Below are 18,273 nucleotides of genomic sequence, written 5' to 3'. Positions count from 1 at the left end.
ACAGGACATTGAGATTTATTATTCTTTTGTTGGCAAGGTGGACTTGCCCGAATAACCGCCCGACCTATCCGACACAATGCGCAAGTGCCGGATAGGAACGGCAAAATTTTTTACACTTCTATTACTTCTTTATCGCACATCAGTAAAATCGCAGGGCATGAAGCAGCTTATGGCGGGCGGCGGCGTTGCCTTGATTGGCGGCGTTCTCGTTCCCCTGCTCAAAGGGCTGTTCGGTTAAGCGGCGGTAATGTCCTATGCAGAGCATACTTGACGCGATTAACGAATGGATCAAGGAAATCCTGATCGGAGCGATCAACGGAAATCTGTCAACTATGTTCGGGGACGTAAACGAGAAGGTCGGTACGATTGCCGCCGAGGTAGGCAAGACCCCGCAGGGGTGGAACGCAAGCATATTTTCCATGATACAGACGCTATCGGAAAATGTGATCGTCCCCATTGCGGGGCTTGTTATTACCTACGTTCTATGCGTGGAGCTTATCAGCATGGTAACGGAAAAGAACAATATGCACGACATCGACACGTTCATGTTCTTTAAGTGGTTTTTCAAAGCGTTCGTTGCGGTGTTTATCGTCACGCATACCTTTGACATCACTATGGCGGTATTCGACATGGCGCAGCACATTGTTTCCGGCGCGGCGGGCGTAATCGGCGGCAGCACCAGCATTGATGTTGCCGCCGCACTCTCGTCCATGCAAGCCGGACTTGACGCAATGGAAATCCCCGAACTGCTCTTGCTTATGCTCGAAACAAGCCTTGTCAGCCTTTGCATGAAAATCATGTCGGTGCTGATAACGGTTGTTTTGTACGGGCGTATGATTGAGATTTACCTGTACTGCTCCGTATCGCCTATCCCATTCGCCACCATGACAAACCGGGAATGGGGGCAAATCGGAAACAACTACTTAAAAGGCCTGTTTGCCCTCGGCTTTCAAGGCTTCCTCATTATGATATGCGTCGGCATTTACGCGGTTTTGGTAAACAACATGGTTATAGCGGACAATCTGCACACCGCGATATTTTCCATCGCAGCCTATACGGTGCTGCTTTGCTTTAACCTTTTGAAATCCGGCGCACTGGCAAAATCATTATTCCATGCACATTAAAAGGAGGTTTTCCATCACCAAGAAATACAGCGTTATTTACGCAGATCCCCCGTGGCGGTATGAACGGAGCAAGGTGCAGGGCGCAGCGGAAAAGCACTATCCCACCATGGGCATTGACGAGCTGTGCGCCCTGCCCGTGCCGGAGCTGGCGGCGAAGGACTGCGCCCTGTTTTTGTGGGCGACCTTTCCGCAGCTTCCCGAAGCCCTGCGGCTGATCCGCGCATGGGGCTTTCGGTATCGGACTGTGGCGTTCGTTTGGCTCAAACGCAACCGCAAAAGCCCGTCCTGGTTTTACGGTATGGGCTATTGGACGCGCAGCAACGCGGAAATCTGTCTGCTGGCGACCAAGGGCAAACCCAAGCGGCAGTCGGCGGGCGTACATCAGTTTCTTATCAGCCCCATAGAGCAGCACAGCAAAAAGCCGGATGCAGCGCGGGAAAAAATCGTTGCCCTCATGGGGGATTTGCCCCGTATTGAGCTGTTTGCCCGACAGAAAACGCCGGGGTGGGATATATGGGGCAACGAACTCCCAAACAGTATTGAAATGTAACGAAAGGAGATTTTTCTATGGCGTATGTACCCGTTCCCAAAGACCTGTCCCGCATCAAAACAAAGGTCGCTTTCAATCTCACGAAGCGACAGCTTATCTTCTTTGCGGCGGCACTCCTTACGGGATTGCCGCTTTTCTTTTTGCTCAAAGGCAACACTGGCACAAGCCTTGCGGCGTTCGTGATGATCCTCGTTATGCTGCCCTGCTTTCTGCTTGCCATGTACGAAAAGCACGGGCAGCCCCTTGAAACGCTGATTAAGAACATCATACAGACAAAATTTATCCGTCCGAAAGAAAGACCCTATCAGACGGAAAACTTCTATGCCGTCCTCGAACGGCAAAGACAACTTGAAAAGGAGGTATCGGCTATTGTCAACGGCAAACGCAAAACACGCAGGAAACAGGCGTAAGCTCACCCGCGCCGAGAAAAAGGAAATCGCCGCCCTGATCCGAGCGGCAAAGGGCGACGGAAAGGCGCACACCGCGCAGCAGACCATACCGTATCTTGCCATGTACCCGGACGGTATCTGCAAGGTTACGGAAAAGAAATACTCCAAGAGCATCGCCTACGACGACATCAACTATCAGCTTGCGCAGGCAGACGATAAGACCGCCATTTTTGAAAACTGGTGCGACTTTCTCAATTATTTTGACGCGACCGTTAGTGTGCAGCTTTCCTTTATCAACCGGGGAACGCGCAGTGGCGGCGCGAAGGAGGTCGTTGCGATCCCCGCGCAAAACGACGCTTTCAATTCCATCCGCACCGAATACGCGGATATGCTGAAACATCAGCTTGCAAAGGGCAACAACGGCTTTGTAAAGTCAAAGTACATTACATTTTCCGTGGAAGCGGACAATCTGAACGCGGCAAAGGCGCGGCTTGCCCGTATTGAAACCGACATACTGAATAATTTTAAGGTGCTGGGCGCAGCCGCCCGCCCCATGACGGGCTATGAACGGCTGGAAGCCCTGCACAGCGTATTCCACCCGGAGGGAGAACCATTCCGTTTCTCTTGGGACTGGCTCACCCCGTCGGGGCTTACCACAAAGGACTTTATCGCCCCGTCCTCGTTCCGTTTCGGCGAGGGCAGATATTTCCGCATGGGACGCAAAATCGGCGCGGTCAGCTTCCTTGAAATCCTTGCGCCGGAGCTGAACGACCGTATGCTTGCGGATATTCTCGACCTTGAAACGGGGATCGTCGTCAATCTCCATATCAAGAGCATCGACCAGACCGAAGCTATCAAGACCATCAAGCGCAAGATAACCGACCTTGACAAAATGAAAATCGAGGAACAAAAGAAGGCGGTACGCAGCGGCTACGATATGGACATCATCCCCTCTGACCTTGCCATGTTCGGCGGCGAAGCGAAAAATCTCTTGCAGGACTTGCAGAGCCGCAATGAGCGAATGTTTCTCCTGACTTTCCTTGTGGTAAATATGGCGGACACGAAGCGAAAGCTGGAAAATGACATATTCGCAGCGGCGGGCATCGCGCAGAAATACAACTGCGCTCTCACCCGCCTTGACTACCAGCAGGAGGCGGGGCTGATGTCCTCTGTTCCACTGGGCGATAACCTTATCCCCATCCAGCGGGGGCTTACCACATCAAGCACTGCGATTTTTATTCCCTTTATCACGCAGGAGCTTTTTCAGCAGGGCGCGGCACTCTATTACGGGCTGAACGCCCTGTCAAGCAATATGATCCTCTGTGACCGCAAGCGGCTTAAAAATCCCAACGGGCTGATCCTCGGCACCCCCGGAAGCGGCAAGAGCTTTGCGGCGAAGCGGGAAATCACAAACGCTTTTCTCATTACCGACGACGACATTATCATCTGCGACCCGGAAGCGGAGTATTACCCCCTTGTGCGCCGCCTGCACGGACAGGTGATCCGCATTTCCCCCACAAGCACACAGTATGTCAACCCTATGGATATTAACCTCAATTACAGTGAGGACGACAACCCCCTTGCGCTGAAAAGCGATTTTCTCCTTTCCCTCTGTGAGCTTGTCATCGGCGGCAAGGAGGGGCTGATGCCCGTGGAAAAGACCGTCATTGACCGCAGCGTAAGAAACGTGTACCGCCCGTTTTTAGCCGCCCCCGACCCGGCGAAAATGCCGATCCTCGGCGACCTTTACGACGAGCTTTTAAGACAGCCAGAGCCGGAAGCGGCGCGGGTGGCGGCGGCATTGGAGCTTTACGTTTCGGGCAGCCTGAATGTCTTTAACCACCGTACCAATGTGGAGCTTTCAAACCGCCTTGTCTGCTTTGACATCAAGCAGCTTGGGAAGCAGCTTAAAAAGCTGGGGATGCTCATTGTGCAGGATCAGGTGTGGAACAGAGTAACCATAAACCGGGCTGAAAAGAAATCCACCCGCTACTACATGGACGAGTTTCATTTGCTCCTCAAAGAGGAACAAACCGCCGCCTATTCCGTGGAGATTTGGAAGCGTTTTCGTAAATGGGGCGGGATCCCAACCGCCATCACGCAGAATGTCAAAGACCTTTTGAGCAGCCGTGAAGTTGAGAATATCTTTGAGAACAGCGATTTTGTCCTCATGCTCAATCAGGCGCAGGGCGACCGGGAAATCCTTGCAAGGCAGCTCAATATCTCCCCGCAGCAGATGAAATATGTTACCCATACCGAAGCGGGCGAGGGGCTGATCTTCTACGGAAACGTGGTGCTGCCTTTCCTTGACCGTTTTCCGCAAAATACCGAGCTATACCGGGTAATGACGACCCGCCCGGAGGAAGTGGGCGGCACATGAGATTAGACACCATCATCAACCGCGACGCGCTGTGCGCCCTGCGGGAGCTGCCCGCCGAGAGCGTCCATTGCTGCGTCACAAGCCCGCCCTACTACGCCCTGCGGGATTACGGCATGGACGAGCAGATCGGGCGGGAGGACACGCCGGAGCAGTACATCACAAGGCTTGTCGAGGTTTTCCGTGAGCTGAAACGGGTGCTGCGCCCGGACGGTACGTTTTGGCTGAATATTGCCGATACCTACTGCGGTACAGGCAGCAAGGGCGCCTACACTGACCCGAAAAACCCGAAAGGCAGAAACGGGCAGAGCCTATCCCTTGCAAGACGGGCGGCAGGCTGCAAGCAAAAGGACTTAATCGGTATTCCGTGGCTTTTAGCCTTTGCCCTGCGATCTGACGGGTGGTATTTGCGAAGCGCGATTATTTGGCAGAAGGACAACCCCATGCCCGAAAGCGTGCGGGACAGACCGAGCCGCTGCTATGAGAACGTCTTTTTGCTTACGAAGTCAAAGAGCTATTACTATGACGCCGCCGCCATTGCCGAGCCCATAGCCCCCACCACAGCGGCGCGATACCGGGGCGGGCGCAGCGCGGGACACAAATACGATGGCGAGGTACCCGGACAGGGCAAGGTGCAGGGCATCAACCGGGCGCGGACGGGCGGCTACTACGATGAAGCCCTCATGCCGACCACGCGGAATAAGCGGGACGTGTGGCATATCAACACCGTACCCTACAAGGGCGGGCATTTCGCCGCGTTCCCGCCGAAGCTGGCGGAAACCTGTATTTTGGCGGGCTGTCCCAAGGGCGGCATTGTGCTTGACCCGTTTTTCGGCAGCGGCACGACGGGGCTTGCGGCAAAAAGCCTTGACCGCCATTACATCGGCATTGAACTGAACTATGACTATTGCACCCTTGCAAGGGCGCGGATCGGAGGTGAAACGAATTGAGCAAAAAGCTGAAACCCCGCGATAAAATTACGCAGAAAATGAGCCGGGACGGGCTTATCGAGGTCAACGAAACCGCAGGCACCGCCGAGCTGGTCAGCGGGCGCGAGCAGGACGCGGATTTTTCCAAGCAGCCCGAACAGGCGGCGCAGGAAGCCGCGCAGCAGCTTCCGCACCCATCCGGCAGCACGGCAGCTCGTCCCCATACCCCGGAGCTTTCCCCGAAGCGGGACGATGCCGCAGCCGAGCGTGTTTTGGAGCATATCGACGCTGCCCATACCCGCGCAGCATCCAAAAAGGCGATAAAGCGGGCGCAGTGGGAAGCGGCGGCAAAAACAAAGACCTCACGCCTGCAATTCACCGAGGAAGAACGGGCGACGCCGGAGCTTCAAAAGGCGATCCGCAAATCGGAAAGAGCCGCCGACCGCTTGAACGAAGCGCGGGCGGCTATTCCGAAAAAGAAAGTCTTGACAAAAGAGCGCACCTTTGACGAAGCCGCAGGAAAGGGCAAAACCCGCCTGCGCTTTGAGGAAAAGGAAAAACCCATACCGGGCGGCAGGCAGCAGCACAACCCCCTCTCCCGCCCCGTGCAGGAGGTCGGCGTTTTCGTCCACAACAAGATACATTCCGTTGAAAAGGACAACTCCGGCGTGGAGGGAGCGCACAAGAGCGAGGAATTAGCCGAGCGCGGCATCCGGGCTGGGGCGCGGCAGGTGCGAAAGAGCCGCCGCAGCCGCAAGCTGAAACCCTACCGAGCGGCGGCAAAAGCGGAAAAAGCCGCATTCAAGGCAAACGCCGATTTTCAGTATCAAAAGGCGCTGCACGACAACCCGCAGCTTGCCGTGTCTAACCCCGTTTCCCGGTTTTGGCAGAAGCAGCAGATCAAGCGGCAGTATGCAAAGGCGGTACGAACGGGCGGCGCAAAATCCGCAAGGAAAGCCGCAGAAAACACCCGCAAGGCAGCGAAGAAAACCGCCGAAGCGACGAAAAAGACCGCCGCCTTTGTAGGGCGGCATTGGAAAGCCTTTCTGATTGCCGGGTGTGCGCTGCTCCTGCTTATCATGCTGATGTCCGCCATTTCCTCCGGCTCTGCTCTCTTTTCGGGGCTTGTCAACGGCGTAATCGGAACCTCTTACACATCGGAGGACAGTGACCTTGTAGCGGTGGAAAACAATTATGCGGCAAAGGAAAACGATCTGCAAAGCAGGATAGACAATATCGAGCGCGATTATCCGGGCTATGACGAATACCGCTACAACCTTGCGTACATCGGGCATAACCCCCATGAATTAGCGTCCTACCTGACCGCCCTGTTGCAGAGCTATACCCCGCAGAGCGCACAGGCAGAGCTTGACCGCATTTTCAATCTGCAATACAAGCTGACCGTCACGGAAGAAATCGAGGTGCGCTACCGCACGGAACGGCGCACAGGCAGCTACACGGACGCGGAGGGCAACACCCATACCTATACCTACACCGTTGAAGTCCCATATAACTATTACATTCTCAATGTAACGCTGACGAACAGACCCATATCCTCTTTTGTATCGGAGCTTCTAACGCCGGAGCAGCTTGAAATGTACCATGTCTATTTGCAAACAAGCGGCAACAAACCCCTCGTTTTTGGCGGCGGCTCTGCGGACACTTCCGCGTCCGAGGATTTAAGCGGCGTACAGTTTGTAAACGGTACGCGCCCTGGCAACACCGCCCTTGTGGATATAGCGAAGTCGCAAGTCGGCAATGTAGGCGGTGCGCCTTACTGGAGCTGGTACGGCTTTGACAGCCGCGTGGCTTGGTGCGCCTGCTTTGTGTCCTGGTGCTACGGACAGGCTGGTCTTTCCGAGCCGCGCTTTGCGGGCTGTCAGTCGCAGGGCGTTCCGTGGTTTACCTCTCACGGGCAATGGGGCGCGAGGGGTTATGAGAATATCGCTCCCGGCGACGCCATCTTTTTTGATTGGGATTTAGACGGCAGCGCAGACCATGTAGGTATCGTAATCGGCACAGACGGAAGCCGCGTTTACACCGTGGAGGGTAATTCCGGCGACGCCTGCAAAATCAGAAGCTATCCTCTTGATTACGCCTGTATCAAGGGCTATGGGCTGATGAATTGGAATTAAAATTTGAAAGGAGTTTTGACAGTATGACAAACAGCAAAATTGACCGCATTGAAAAGGAAATGCAGAAAACACGGGAGAAAATCACCGAGTATCAGAACAGGCTGAAAGAGCTTGCAATGCAGAAAACCGAAGCGGAAAACCTGCAAATCATCGCTCTTGTGCGCTCCATGCGCGTAACCCCCGCAGAGCTTACCGCCCTGCTTTCCGGCGAGCCGATCCCCGGCATTGCCGCCGCAGGGACAGACTACATGGAACAGGAGGAAATCGAAGATGAAGAATAACGGCTTTTTCAAAACAGCCGCCGCCCTGCTTGCCGCCCTTGTCCTCTTGGGCGGCTTTTCCGTTACCGCCTATGCGGGCGGCGGTGAGGACATTCCCACCAACGACAGCGGCGTGATCGTAGAAACCGAGCCGCAGCCCCTTACGCCGGATGGTAATCTGTCGCTGATTGACGACATTGAGGGAGAAGCCGCCGAGGACAAGCAGTTTATCATTGTGCAGAGCAAAAACGGCAACTACTTTTACATCATCGTTGACCGCGCCGCCGAGGGCAAAAACACCGTACATTTTCTCAATCAGGTGGACGAAGCCGACCTGATGGCGCTCATGGAGGGCGGCAGCGGCAAGGCGCAGGCTCCCGTCGTTTGCACCTGTAAGGACAGATGCAAGGCGGGCGCAGTCAATACCGCCTGCCCGGTATGCTCTGTCAATATGACCGAATGTGCAGGCAAGGAAGCCGTGCCGGAGCCGGACGATGCGCCGCCGGAGAAAGAAAAAAGCAATGCGGGCGGGCTTGTGATCTTCCTTGTCGTTACCCTGCTTGCCGGTGGCGGCGCGTTCTACTACTTTAAGATTATGAAGCCGAAGCAGGGTATCAAGGGCGACACCGACCTTGACGATTTCGACTTTGACGATTACGGCGAGGACGAGCCGGAAGCAGGCAGCGAGGAACAGGAGGACGAGGAATGAGGTTAGTCATTGCAGAGAAGCCGAGTGTAGCGGCGGCACTTGCCGCCGCCCTTGGCGTAAAGAACAAAAAGGACGGATATATGGAGGGCGGCGGCTACCTCATTTCATGGTGCGTGGGGCATTTGGTGGAGCTTGCGGAAGCTGCCGCCTATGGGGAGCAATACAGGAAATGGAGCTATGACAGCCTGCCGATCCTGCCGCAGCCGTGGCAATATACCGTATTCAAAGACAGACAAAAGCAGTTCAAAATCCTAAAAGACCTCATGCGCCGCAGCGACGTTTCCGAGGTTGTCAACGCCTGCGACGCAGGGCGCGAGGGCGAGCTGATTTTCCGCCTTGTCTACCATGCGGCGGGGTGCGATAAGCCCTTTTCCCGCCTTTGGATTTCCTCTATGGAGAAAAGCGCAATCAAAAAGGGCTTTGCGGAACTGAAACCCGGCAAAGCGTATGACGCGCTCTATGCGTCGGCGCTGTGCCGCGCAAAAGCGGACTGGATCATCGGCATCAACGCCACCCGCCTTTTCTCCGTCCTTCACGGCAAAACCCTAAACGTGGGGCGCGTTCAGACGCCGACCTTAAAAATGCTTGCAGACCGGGACACGGCGATCACCTCTTTCAAGAAAGAAACCTACCATATCGTCCGTCTTGATGTGGGCGGCGCGGAAGCGGCAAGCGCAAGGATCTCCGACGCCGCAAAAGCAGAAGAGGTAAAAACGGCTTGCGAAGCGTCGCAGGCCGTTTGCATTTCGGTGAGGCGTGAGAGGAAAACCGAGCAGCCGCCCCGCTTGTTTGACCTTACGGGCTTGCAGCGGGAAGCTAACCGCATTTACGGTTACACCGCAAAGCAGACCCTTGACCTTGCACAAGCCCTTTACGAAAAGCGGCTGCTTACCTACCCGCGAACGGACAGCAATTATCTGACCGACGACATGGGCGATACGGCGGTGCATATCGCCGCGCTGCTTGTCGGCAAGCTGCCCTTTATGGAAGGTGCAGACTTCACACCCGATGTTTCCCGGACGCTTAACAGCAAAAAGGTGTCAGACCACCACGCCATTATTCCGACAATGGAGCTTGCGAAAGCAGACCTTGCCGCGCTGCCGGAAAGCGAAAGAAATATCCTCACCCTTGCTGGGGCGCGTCTGCTGTTCGCCGCCGCCGAGCCGCACATTTTTGATGCGGTAACGGCGGTGTTTTCCTGTGCCGATACCGAGTTTACGGCAAAGGGAAAGACGGTTCTTTGCGACGGGTGGAAAGAGCTTGAACGACGCTACCGGGCGACGCTGAAAGGAAAGCCCGACGCCGAGGGCGACGAGGAAAACGGGCTTATTTTAGATGCGCCGACCTTTGCCGAGGGACAGAGCTTTGACAGTCCAGCCGCAAGAGTTACGGCGCACGACACGCAGCCCCCGAAGCCGCACACGGAAGCAAGCCTGCTTTCGGCTATGGAATGCGCCGGAAGCGCGGACACCGACCCGGACGTAGAACGTAAGGGGCTTGGCACTCCCGCTACCCGCGCCGCTGTGATTGAAAAGCTGGTCAAATCCGGCTTTGTGCAGCGCAAGGGAAAACAGCTTATCCCAACCAAAAACGGCAACAACCTTGTTTGTGTTCTGCCCGATACGCTGACCTCTCCGCAGCTTACCGCCGAATGGGAAAACGCTCTGACGCAGATTGCAAGGGGCGCAGCCGAGCCGGGGGACTTTATGCGGGGCATTGAAGAAATGGCGCGGGAGCTGGTGAAAGCCTATCCGTTTCTTTCCGAAAATCAGAAAGACCTGTTCAAAGAGGAAAAGACGGTGATCGGCAAATGCCCCCGCTGCGGCGGGAATGTCTGCGAGGGCAGGAAAAACTACTACTGCGAAAAGAAGGGCTGCGCCTTTGTCATGTGGAAAAACGACCGCTTTTTCGAGGAACGCAAAACCGCCTTTACCCCGAAAATCGCCGCCGCGCTGCTTGCGGGCGGCAAGGCGAAGGTCAAAAAGCTGTATTCCCCGAAAACGGGTAAAACCTATGACGGAAGCATTGTATTAGCCGATACGGGCGGGAAATACGTCAACTACCGTATCGAGCTTGCGAGGGACAAAGAACTTACGCAGCAAGCATAGGAAAGGGGTACCCTTTCCGTAAAATCCCCGTTCTGACGCTACGCGCAGAATGGGGATCTTGCTTGTTGGGAAGTGTCCCAAACCCTCTGTAACGATGAAAGGAGGCGTAAGCCACGCAGAACAAGCCGAAAGCAGAGCTGACCGCCGCCCTGATGCTTCTTGATACCCGCAGTATGTCCTTTGATATGCGGGAAATCGACAACCGCCGCTTTATGTTCTCCCCGCAGACGGGGGAGCTGATTTTAGGCAGACAGTATAGGAGCGGTCAGCTATACAAAAGCCATGCCGAGGAACACTTTGACAGCGGGGCGAAAGCCCCTTTCGACAGCTTTATCCGGGGCTGGATCGGCACAGGCAGGGACTACCCGGACGGTGTTATCCACTTCGCCCCGAATATTGGTACAGACAATATCACCGCCTTTGACAATGCGTTTTCCACCCTGCAAATGTTCAGCGAAAACGGCGCGGCGGGAGATACCGTCGTGCGCGGCTTTGGGCGCAAGTGGGAGCAGCCGCTAAAAGACATCATCACACCAACAAAAGAAAGGAGCAAAACCGTGAGCGAACAGGAAAAGAACTATTCCAGCTATGATTTTGACAGGCTGGAAGTAGCAAAAAAGCTGGTAATTGAGCGAAGCATCTATTTTGAAAGTGAGAAAGCGGATATTTCCGCGCTGACCGGGCTTTCTCTTGCGGAGCTGACACGGCTGCGGCAGGAGAGCGCGGCGGCGGAGCAGGCTGTATTTGACAGGCTGAAAACGGAGGCAGCCGCATGGGAGCAGCAGGCAGGCAACACCCGCTTTCTTGAAAAAGCCATCGAGTATGTGCAGACGCCGCCCGTCAAGCATACATCCAACAAATGGGAGAAAACAGATTATGAATGGCAGCTCCGCAGCAACGCAGTCTATCAGATGCGCTACCACGTTTATGAAAATACCCGCTATGACAGGCAGGCGCAAAAATCCGTGCCGTATTCATGGAGCCTGACATGGAGTGTCCGCACCAACGGACCGAACCATGAGCAAAACGTAAAAATCGCCGGACAGGAGCGCAAGACCTTTTCAGACAAGGCGGCAATGGAAAAATACCTTGCCGGACGCATCAAGGCATACGACCGCCTGTTTACCGAGCCCGCGCCGCCCGTTCCGAAAGAATACGCGGAGCCGTTCAAGGTGAATGGGCTGCTGCTTCCGGGTTATGTCATTGAGGGCGAGCCGCCGCAGCACACCGCGCCCCAGCAGGCAGCGCAGCCGACGCGCCCTGACCCGGAAAAGGTGGAAATGGATGCCGCCGCGATGCAGGCAGCGCCCCTTACTGTCGAGCCGCCGCAGCCGCAGCCCGTTATCCCTATCAACCTTACCGCAGAAAAGCCCGCTGAAAAGCTCAAGGAGATTACCGACCGTTTGGAGCAAGGCATTACGGAGCTGTTCGACAGCGAACGCTACAAGGAGTATCTGCGCGTCATGTCAAAGTTTCATAATTACAGCTTCAACAACACCCTCTTGATCGCCATGCAGAAGCCCGACGCTTCCCTGATCGCGGGCTTTACCGCTTGGAAAAACCAGTTTCAGCGCAACGTCAAAAAAGGCGAAAAAGGCATTAAGATTATCGCCCCGTCGCCGTTCAAAATCAAACAGGAAACGGAGAAAATCGACCCGCAGACCCAAAAGCCCGTGATCGGCAGGGACGGAAAGCCCGTCACCGAGGAAAAGGAGATCACCATACCCGCCTACAAGGTGGTGTCCGTCTTTGACGTGTCCCAAACCGAGGGGAAGGAATTGCCGGATATTGCCGTGGACGCGCTGACGGGAGATGTGGAGCAGTATAGTGATTTTTTCGCAGCCCTTGAAAAGACCTCTCCCGTCCCCATCGGCTTTGAGAAAATCGAGGGCGGCGCACACGGCTATTATCACTTGGAGGATAAGCGCATTGCGCTTGACGAGGGCATGAGCGAGCTGCAAACGCTCAAAACCGCCATTCACGAAATCGCCCACGCAAAGCTGCACGATATTGACCTGAACGCTCCCAAAGACGAGCAGCAGCCCCGCGTAGACCGCCGAACCCGCGAGGTGGAAGCGGAAAGCGTCGCCTACACCGTTTGCCAGCATTACGGGCTTGATACGTCGGACTACTCTTTCGGCTATGTTGCCGGGTGGAGCAGCGGGCGGGAGCTTGCGGAGCTGAAAAGCTCCCTTGAAACGATCCGCTCTGCCGCCGCAGACATCATCAACAGCATTGACGGACATATCGCCCAAATCCAAAAGGAACAGACCGCCGAGCAGGAGCAGCCGACGCAGGAAGCCGAGCCGGACAAAGACACCTTTTCCATTTATCAGCTCAAACGCAGCGACGAAACGCGGGATTTGCGCTTTGAGCCTTACGACCGTCTGACCGCAACGGGACACGCGGTTGATCCGGCGAACTATGACCTGATCTATTCCGCGCCCCTTGCACCGGGTACGAGCCTTGAAGCTATTTTTACCCGCTTTAATATCGACCACCCGAAAGACTTTAAGGGACACAGCCTTTCCGTTTCCGATGTGGTGGTGCTGCATCAGAACGGGCAGGACACGGCGCATTATGTTGACAGCATCGGCTTTCGACAGACGCCGGAGTTTTTGCAGCCGCAGAATTATCTAAAGCATGTTGAGGATATTGTAGAGCAGAACGACAACAATTTTGACGGTATCATCAACAACACGCCGCAGACGCCCACCGTCGGAGAATTGGAGCAGAAAGCAAAGGCGGGTGAGCCGATTTCCCTGATCGACCTTGCGGACGCCATCCATGCCGATAAGGAGCGCGGCAAAGAGGAAAAGCCCTCGATCCGGGCGCAGCTTCGGGCGGCAAAGGAGCAGACCGCCCAAAGAAAGGCGCAAAGAAGCAAGACGCAGGATTTGGAAAGGATCTGATCGTATGCAGAAGTTTGAAAACGTGGATATACTGGCTTGCCTTGATGCGGTGATGAAACAGAACACCGGCTTTTACCAAAGCGATTTTGAGATTGACAAGGGGATCATTCACAAAGCTGCTGCAAGCCCCGACCGTGAGGACAGGACGCTTTTGTGGCTTTCCCGCCCGTCCGGGACGCATTGCTTCCGGGAGCGCGACGTTTTCTTGAAAGACACCCGCCCATACAACACATGGAAGTTCCACGGGGAGCAGACACGCGACCGCATCCTTGCCTACGCCGTGGAGCTGACAGGCAGGGAGCGCGGCAAAATCCGGGGAAACCTCTATGAGCTGGACTATGCCGCCCATTTCCGACACGTTCGGGAGCAGGCGCTTCCCGCAGACACCGTAACGCTTTTCTATGAGCGCGGCGAGCGCAGCCAGCCGACAAATAGATACCTTGGCGGTTCACCCGATCCGCAGTATGGCGCGTTTCTCCGCTTTGAGGTGCAGCCAAACGCCCCCGAAGCCTTGCGCGACATTCTGCAAGAGGAACGGCGCAGCCGTGAGCAGCTTTCGCCGGGGGACTTCAAGGCGCATATCGCCGCCCTGCGCGACGGGCTGATTGAAGCCGAAGCGCGGCGCATTGTTGCCGAAATGAAACGTCAGTACAGCCCCAACAGCCCGAACAAAACCCACTACATGACAGAACTTGCCCCGGCGTTTATGATGCTTGCGTCGAGCCGGGACATTGACCGCCTTTTTTCGCTGCTTCCCTACAAGACGCTGACCTTTTCCAAAATCGAGGGCAGGCATGGTATTTATGCGCTGATCGACAAGAACGAAAACCGCGACCGGGATATTCGCAAGCCCCGCCCCTCTATCCGGGCGCAGCTTGCCGCCGACAAGAAGAAAGCCGCCCCGAAGCGGGCAGCGAAAACAAAACATCACGAAATGGAGGTATGAGCATGAACCGATTTACCGTTGAGGAAACAAATCTTATCAGCATCTACATCGCCGATACGCGCAGGGAGCTTATCGGGGAAATGACGGGTGCGCTGCCCTATATGGACGGCGAAATGCGCGAGCTTGCCTTGCGTACTCTTGCAAAGCTCCGCACCATGAGCGACGCCGACTTTGCCGCTCTCGCCGTATCTGCCGCCGACGAAGTATGAGAGGGCTGAAACGGCTGACGCCGCAGCAGAGCCGCAAAGCGAATGCCCTTATCAAGAAAACCTGCTGCAACTGTATGGGCGGGAACTGCATTTTGCTGGACGATGGGGACGAGTGCGTTTGTCCGCAGCTCATTTCCTATTCGCTACTTTGCAGATGGTTTCAAAACGCCGTACTTCCCGCCGACAAGCTGCTTTACGCAGAGATTTACCAAGCCGAGGACAGGCGGCGGTGCGCCGAGTGCGGCGCGGCGTTTGCGTCCACCTCAAACAGCGTCAAATACTGCCCGGACTGCCGCAAGCGGATCACCCGCAGGCAAGCCGCCGAGCGGATGCGGAAACGACGCGCCCGCGTTACGCAGTAGATGCGAAAAAGCCCTTATGCCCTGCCGCTTTTCAGGCGCGATTTGAACATGACAGGGGAATTATACCTAAACCCGCAAAAACAGTGTTCTACTGCGTAACAGACACTTAAAGCAGCACCCACGAACAGACGGGGCGCGGTGGCCATCATCGGCTGCCGCGCCCCGCTCTCTTTTTTTGCTTATTTCTCGTCGATTTTTGCTACGCCGACCCTGCCAACGTTTAGAAGCCGATATATCGTCAGAGGGATATACCATGCCGCGACCGCAAGCCGCCATATCAGAATGACGCCGCCGATCAAGCCGCCCACAATGAAGTTGAGAGCAACGACGCCCACCGTGCCGGAAAGGTCAAAGCCGCGTGGGATAAGCCACACGAACATACGGCGTATGCCAAAGGGGATGCCGCAGCACAGCCACACATAAAAGTAGTTCGTTACCCCGTCCTTTGTGAATACCAGTGCAGCCCAATAAAACAGCACCCCGGCAATCAGAACGGTCAAAACCGTTTTCTTAAAAAAGTCTTTCCAAATCTCACCTCGCGTCATAACCTCACCTCTGTTTCGTAAAAATATGGATAGCGTTCAGCAGTCCTACATTGGGATAGTTTCATCATACCATGCTTTTTCGGGGATTTCCACACAATCCGCATTTATCCGCGCACATTTTCCTTACCCCGCTCCGGCTCACTTTCGCGCCGCAAAATACTGTCGATGTTCCGCTTGATAACGTCGTACTCCTTGACCTGCTTTTTCAGCCTGCCATAGTCGGCGCACAGCGTTTCTTTCTGTTCTTGGAGCTTTGCATATTCCGCTTGCAGCGCGGCGACATTGGGGAGCTTGCCGCCGACCAACGCGGGCTTGACCGCTTTTACGGCGGCTTCAAACAATATGATACTGCTCTCATGGGCGGCGCGGTATGCCGCCTTATCCTTTGCTCTGCGGTATGCGTCATACACGGGCTTTGTCTTTTGATACGTCGTAACATTCTTGATTAAGACCGCCATATCCGCAAGCCGCCGTTCGACGCCCTTTAATGCGCCTGCCGCCTGTTCACTTGCCGCGTTCACTTCCGCGATTTTTGCGGAAAGCTCTGCATAGCTGTCAATCCTGTTTTCCGTGAGGAAGTTCAGCGTCCTTGCCGCCTGTTTGAGATTGTGGATTTTCGCCCAATGCTCATAGCCCCGGCTTTCCTGTGCCTTGATGCTGTTCTGAATGTCGATAACAAGGGAGATACCGCCGCGCTCCTGCTTCGGGGCTTTGGCGGCGCGGGTGCGCCTGCCCTTGATGCGCTCCGTTATGGCTTCCTCTGTATAATCCGCGCCGAGCGTTTTCAGACGGGTAAAGCGTTCCTGCCCCGGTGCGCGGCAAGATATGTATTTACCGGGCTTTATCTCATAGCCCGCAGCTTGCAGCAGTCGCAGAAAATCGGCAAAGTCTGACGCTTGCTGGATAAGCGCGTCAACGGCAATTTTCAGCTTGCCTTTCCAGCTTGTACCCGTCTTTTCCGCTTGGTACTCCGCATAGCTCTTTCCCTTGCTGCCCCTGCCGGGGACAACGACGGACAAGCCGTTTTCCCGGCACAGCCTGTCACTGATGTTGCGTATGCCGTAATAGCTCCGCTTGTTGGAATTGTACTTGCGGTGGTCGATGAAATTGACCGCACAAAAAATCACATGGTTATGGATATGCCCCTTGTCTATGTGGGTAGTCAACACATATTCGTGTTGCCCCCTTGTTACCGCATCGGCAAGCTGCCGCCCGATTTCATGCGCCTTTTCATAGCTGACTTCCCCCGGCTCAAAGGATTGCATGAGGTGGTGGGCTAAATTGTTGCCTTTCTCCAACGCTTGCGACAGGGTATATGCAAACTCAATATCTGCCGTTTCATAGGAGCAGCCGAACGAGGACACAAGCAGTTTTTGTTCTGTCTTGGCGGGATTTTGGATATAGGCGAGGGCTTTGCTCAACGTGCTTTTAATAGGTTTAATCTTTGTAACCGCCATATCTCATTCAGCACCCCCTTTATCTCGTCTATGTCCTCTTGATAGACGCTGCCCGTACTGTTCACGCGCCGCGCGATCTGATTGACGTTGACCCCGATCTTCTGTATCTCGGCGGTCATTGCCTTTATGTCGCTATGGTCTATCTGAATGATATATCCGTCGATTGCGATTTTCCGCAGATACGCCGCCATGTTCCGTGTTGGTATCAGCTTCATTTTTTCAAGGATCAAATCGCGCTCGGCTTCCGTCACGCGAAACTTTAGCTGCACCGTCCTTTTCCGTCCGTCCATGTATTCACGCTCCTTTCTGCTGTTTGAGGGTTTGGGACACTTCCCAGCAAGCAATTTTCGACCGATGCGCCGCAGCGCGGGAGGTCGAAAATACGGAAGTGGGTACCCGCTTCCTATGCTTGCTATTCTTCTGTTTGCTTTCTTCCACGCTAAAAACGAGGAAATGCCAAAACCTAACGCAGAAAAGAAAAAACACCGCAATTTGCGGCGTTCCCAATGGTTGTATGCACGAAAAAACGGGGGATTTTATTCCCCCGCAGTTTCATTTTTGACTTCCTGTATTGCTTTTGCTGTGGCGGTGATAACCGTCAAATCCTTGTTGTCCATTCTGTCAAGCAATGTTTCAAGCTGCCGCCGTTGTGTGGACTTATCTGTTTCCTTGTTTGGGAAAAAGAATTGGTCTACTGAAACATCTAAAAGCGTAACAAGCTCATAAAAGATTTGCAGGCTTGGGTGCTGTCCGCTATTCTCAATGGACGCGATATAGCGGGGAGCGATGTTCATCTTATCCGCTAACTGATTGCGTGATATGCCCTTTGCCTTTCTTGCTGCTTTTATGGCTTGACCGAAAGCCTTAAAATCAAATCTTGCGACTTCTCTTTTCATCTCATTTCACCCTACTACATTTTACTGTTCACCTTTCGATTTCGATATGAGTACACATATCATAGACTTGACCGAAATAAAGCATATAATTCACAGATAGTCCCTTGATTTTTATTCGGCTGTCCGTATATAATTATACTTGTAGAATTATGTGAAAGGGTGTATGAAACATGGAATATATGTCTTGCCCCGAAGCGGCGAAGAAATGGAGCATATCAGAGCGGCGCGTACAGAAGCTATGCGAGGAAAACCGCATACCCGGCGTTTCAAAAATCGGCTATATGTGGCTTATTCCCAAAGACACAGAAAAGCCCGTTGACGGACGGCGAAAAGAAAATCGCAAATCGACCTAAAAATGCTACATC

18 protein-coding genes and 1 pseudogene are annotated in these 18,273 nt (G+C 54.5%); 15 read left to right on the top strand and 4 right to left on the bottom strand.

Annotated features, from left to right (window positions below; all coding sequences use genetic code 11):
• Window positions 1-145 precede the first annotated feature (145 nt).
• The 14 genes and pseudogenes from LKD37_RS17750 to LKD37_RS11345 form a co-directional block, all read left to right on the top strand.
• A pseudogene (locus LKD37_RS17750) lies at window positions 146-238 on the top strand (Maff2 family mobile element protein); the annotation flags it as partial.
• Between the two features lie 16 nt (window positions 239-254).
• A complete protein-coding gene (locus LKD37_RS11405; RefSeq protein ID WP_158352435.1) occupies window positions 255-1,124 on the top strand; it encodes a VirB6/TrbL-like conjugal transfer protein, CD1112 family in 870 nt (289 codons plus the stop codon).
• On the top strand, window positions 1,114-1,674 hold the full coding sequence (locus LKD37_RS11400; RefSeq protein ID WP_158405017.1) for an MT-A70 family methyltransferase: 561 nt from the start codon (window positions 1,114-1,116) through the stop codon (window positions 1,672-1,674). Before LKD37_RS11405 ends, LKD37_RS11400 begins: the two co-directional genes overlap by 11 nt.
• Window positions 1,675-1,691: 17 nt before the next feature.
• Complete coding sequence (locus LKD37_RS11395; protein ID WP_302929329.1) at window positions 1,692-2,084, top strand: PrgI family protein; 393 nt, start codon at window positions 1,692-1,694, stop codon at window positions 2,082-2,084.
• Window positions 1,996-4,443 carry a VirB4-like conjugal transfer ATPase, CD1110 family gene (locus LKD37_RS11390; RefSeq protein WP_302929328.1) on the top strand — a complete coding sequence of 816 codons (2,448 nt, stop codon included), beginning with the start codon at window positions 1,996-1,998 and terminating at the stop codon, window positions 4,441-4,443. Before LKD37_RS11395 ends, LKD37_RS11390 begins: the two co-directional genes overlap by 89 nt.
• The gene (locus LKD37_RS11385; protein ID WP_302929327.1) at window positions 4,440-5,390 is read left to right on the top strand and encodes a DNA-methyltransferase; all 951 of its coding nucleotides are present in this window, start codon (window positions 4,440-4,442) and stop codon (window positions 5,388-5,390) included. The genes LKD37_RS11390 and LKD37_RS11385 overlap by 4 nt, the downstream gene beginning before the upstream one ends.
• A gap of 38 nt (window positions 5,391-5,428) precedes the next feature.
• Window positions 5,429-7,504, top strand: a complete 2,076-nt coding sequence (locus tag LKD37_RS11380; protein ID WP_302929330.1) for a CHAP domain-containing protein — start codon at window positions 5,429-5,431, stop codon at window positions 7,502-7,504.
• 23 nt (window positions 7,505-7,527) lie between these two features.
• Window positions 7,528-7,785: a DUF4315 family protein gene (locus LKD37_RS11375; protein WP_302929326.1), complete on the top strand. Its 258-nt coding sequence runs from the start codon at window positions 7,528-7,530 to the stop codon at window positions 7,783-7,785.
• Window positions 7,775-8,473 carry a DUF4366 domain-containing protein gene (locus LKD37_RS11370; RefSeq protein WP_302929325.1) on the top strand — a complete coding sequence of 233 codons (699 nt, stop codon included), beginning with the start codon at window positions 7,775-7,777 and terminating at the stop codon, window positions 8,471-8,473. Before LKD37_RS11375 ends, LKD37_RS11370 begins: the two co-directional genes overlap by 11 nt.
• The gene (locus LKD37_RS11365) at window positions 8,470-10,581 is read left to right on the top strand and encodes a DNA topoisomerase 3 (RefSeq protein ID WP_302929324.1); all 2,112 of its coding nucleotides are present in this window, start codon (window positions 8,470-8,472) and stop codon (window positions 10,579-10,581) included. The genes LKD37_RS11370 and LKD37_RS11365 overlap by 4 nt, the downstream gene beginning before the upstream one ends.
• A gap of 152 nt (window positions 10,582-10,733) precedes the next feature.
• Window positions 10,734-13,493: a YodL domain-containing protein gene (locus LKD37_RS11360; RefSeq protein ID WP_302929323.1), complete on the top strand. Its 2,760-nt coding sequence runs from the start codon at window positions 10,734-10,736 to the stop codon at window positions 13,491-13,493.
• 4 nt (window positions 13,494-13,497) lie between these two features.
• Window positions 13,498-14,439 carry a hypothetical protein gene (locus tag LKD37_RS11355; protein ID WP_302929322.1) on the top strand — a complete coding sequence of 314 codons (942 nt, stop codon included), beginning with the start codon at window positions 13,498-13,500 and terminating at the stop codon, window positions 14,437-14,439.
• 2 nt (window positions 14,440-14,441) lie between these two features.
• A complete protein-coding gene (locus LKD37_RS11350; protein WP_349048648.1) occupies window positions 14,442-14,648 on the top strand; it encodes a transposon-transfer assisting family protein in 207 nt (68 codons plus the stop codon).
• Complete coding sequence (locus LKD37_RS11345) at window positions 14,645-15,010, top strand: cysteine-rich VLP domain-containing protein (protein ID WP_302929321.1); 366 nt, start codon at window positions 14,645-14,647, stop codon at window positions 15,008-15,010. Before LKD37_RS11350 ends, LKD37_RS11345 begins: the two co-directional genes overlap by 4 nt.
• Window positions 15,011-15,189: 179 nt before the next feature.
• Here the strand turns inward: LKD37_RS11345 and LKD37_RS11340 are convergent, their stop codons facing one another.
• From LKD37_RS11340 to LKD37_RS11325, 4 genes are all read right to left on the bottom strand, one after another.
• Window positions 15,190-15,555, bottom strand: coding sequence for a DUF6050 family protein (locus LKD37_RS11340; protein WP_302929320.1), 366 nt, complete (start codon window positions 15,553-15,555; stop codon window positions 15,190-15,192).
• Between the two features lie 104 nt (window positions 15,556-15,659).
• Window positions 15,660-17,012, bottom strand: coding sequence for a relaxase/mobilization nuclease domain-containing protein (locus LKD37_RS11335; RefSeq protein WP_302929319.1), 1,353 nt, complete (start codon window positions 17,010-17,012; stop codon window positions 15,660-15,662).
• Window positions 16,973-17,302, bottom strand: a complete 330-nt coding sequence (locus LKD37_RS11330) for a plasmid mobilization protein (protein ID WP_302929318.1) — start codon at window positions 17,300-17,302, stop codon at window positions 16,973-16,975. Before LKD37_RS11330 ends, LKD37_RS11335 begins: the two co-directional genes overlap by 40 nt.
• Before the next feature lie 246 nt (window positions 17,303-17,548).
• Complete coding sequence (locus LKD37_RS11325) at window positions 17,549-17,908, bottom strand: helix-turn-helix transcriptional regulator (protein WP_302929317.1); 360 nt, start codon at window positions 17,906-17,908, stop codon at window positions 17,549-17,551.
• Between the two features lie 170 nt (window positions 17,909-18,078).
• Between LKD37_RS11325 and LKD37_RS11320 the strand changes: the two genes are divergently transcribed.
• Complete coding sequence (locus LKD37_RS11320) at window positions 18,079-18,261, top strand: helix-turn-helix domain-containing protein (RefSeq protein ID WP_302929316.1); 183 nt, start codon at window positions 18,079-18,081, stop codon at window positions 18,259-18,261.
• Window positions 18,262-18,273 lie beyond the last annotated feature (12 nt).

The organism is Brotocaccenecus cirricatena, from assembly GCF_020687045.1.
GTDB lineage: Bacteria > Bacillota > Clostridia > Oscillospirales > Oscillospiraceae > Vescimonas > Vescimonas cirricatena.
The sequence above is the reverse complement of the archived record's forward strand: the minus strand, read 5'-3'. Positions and strand labels throughout refer to the sequence as shown.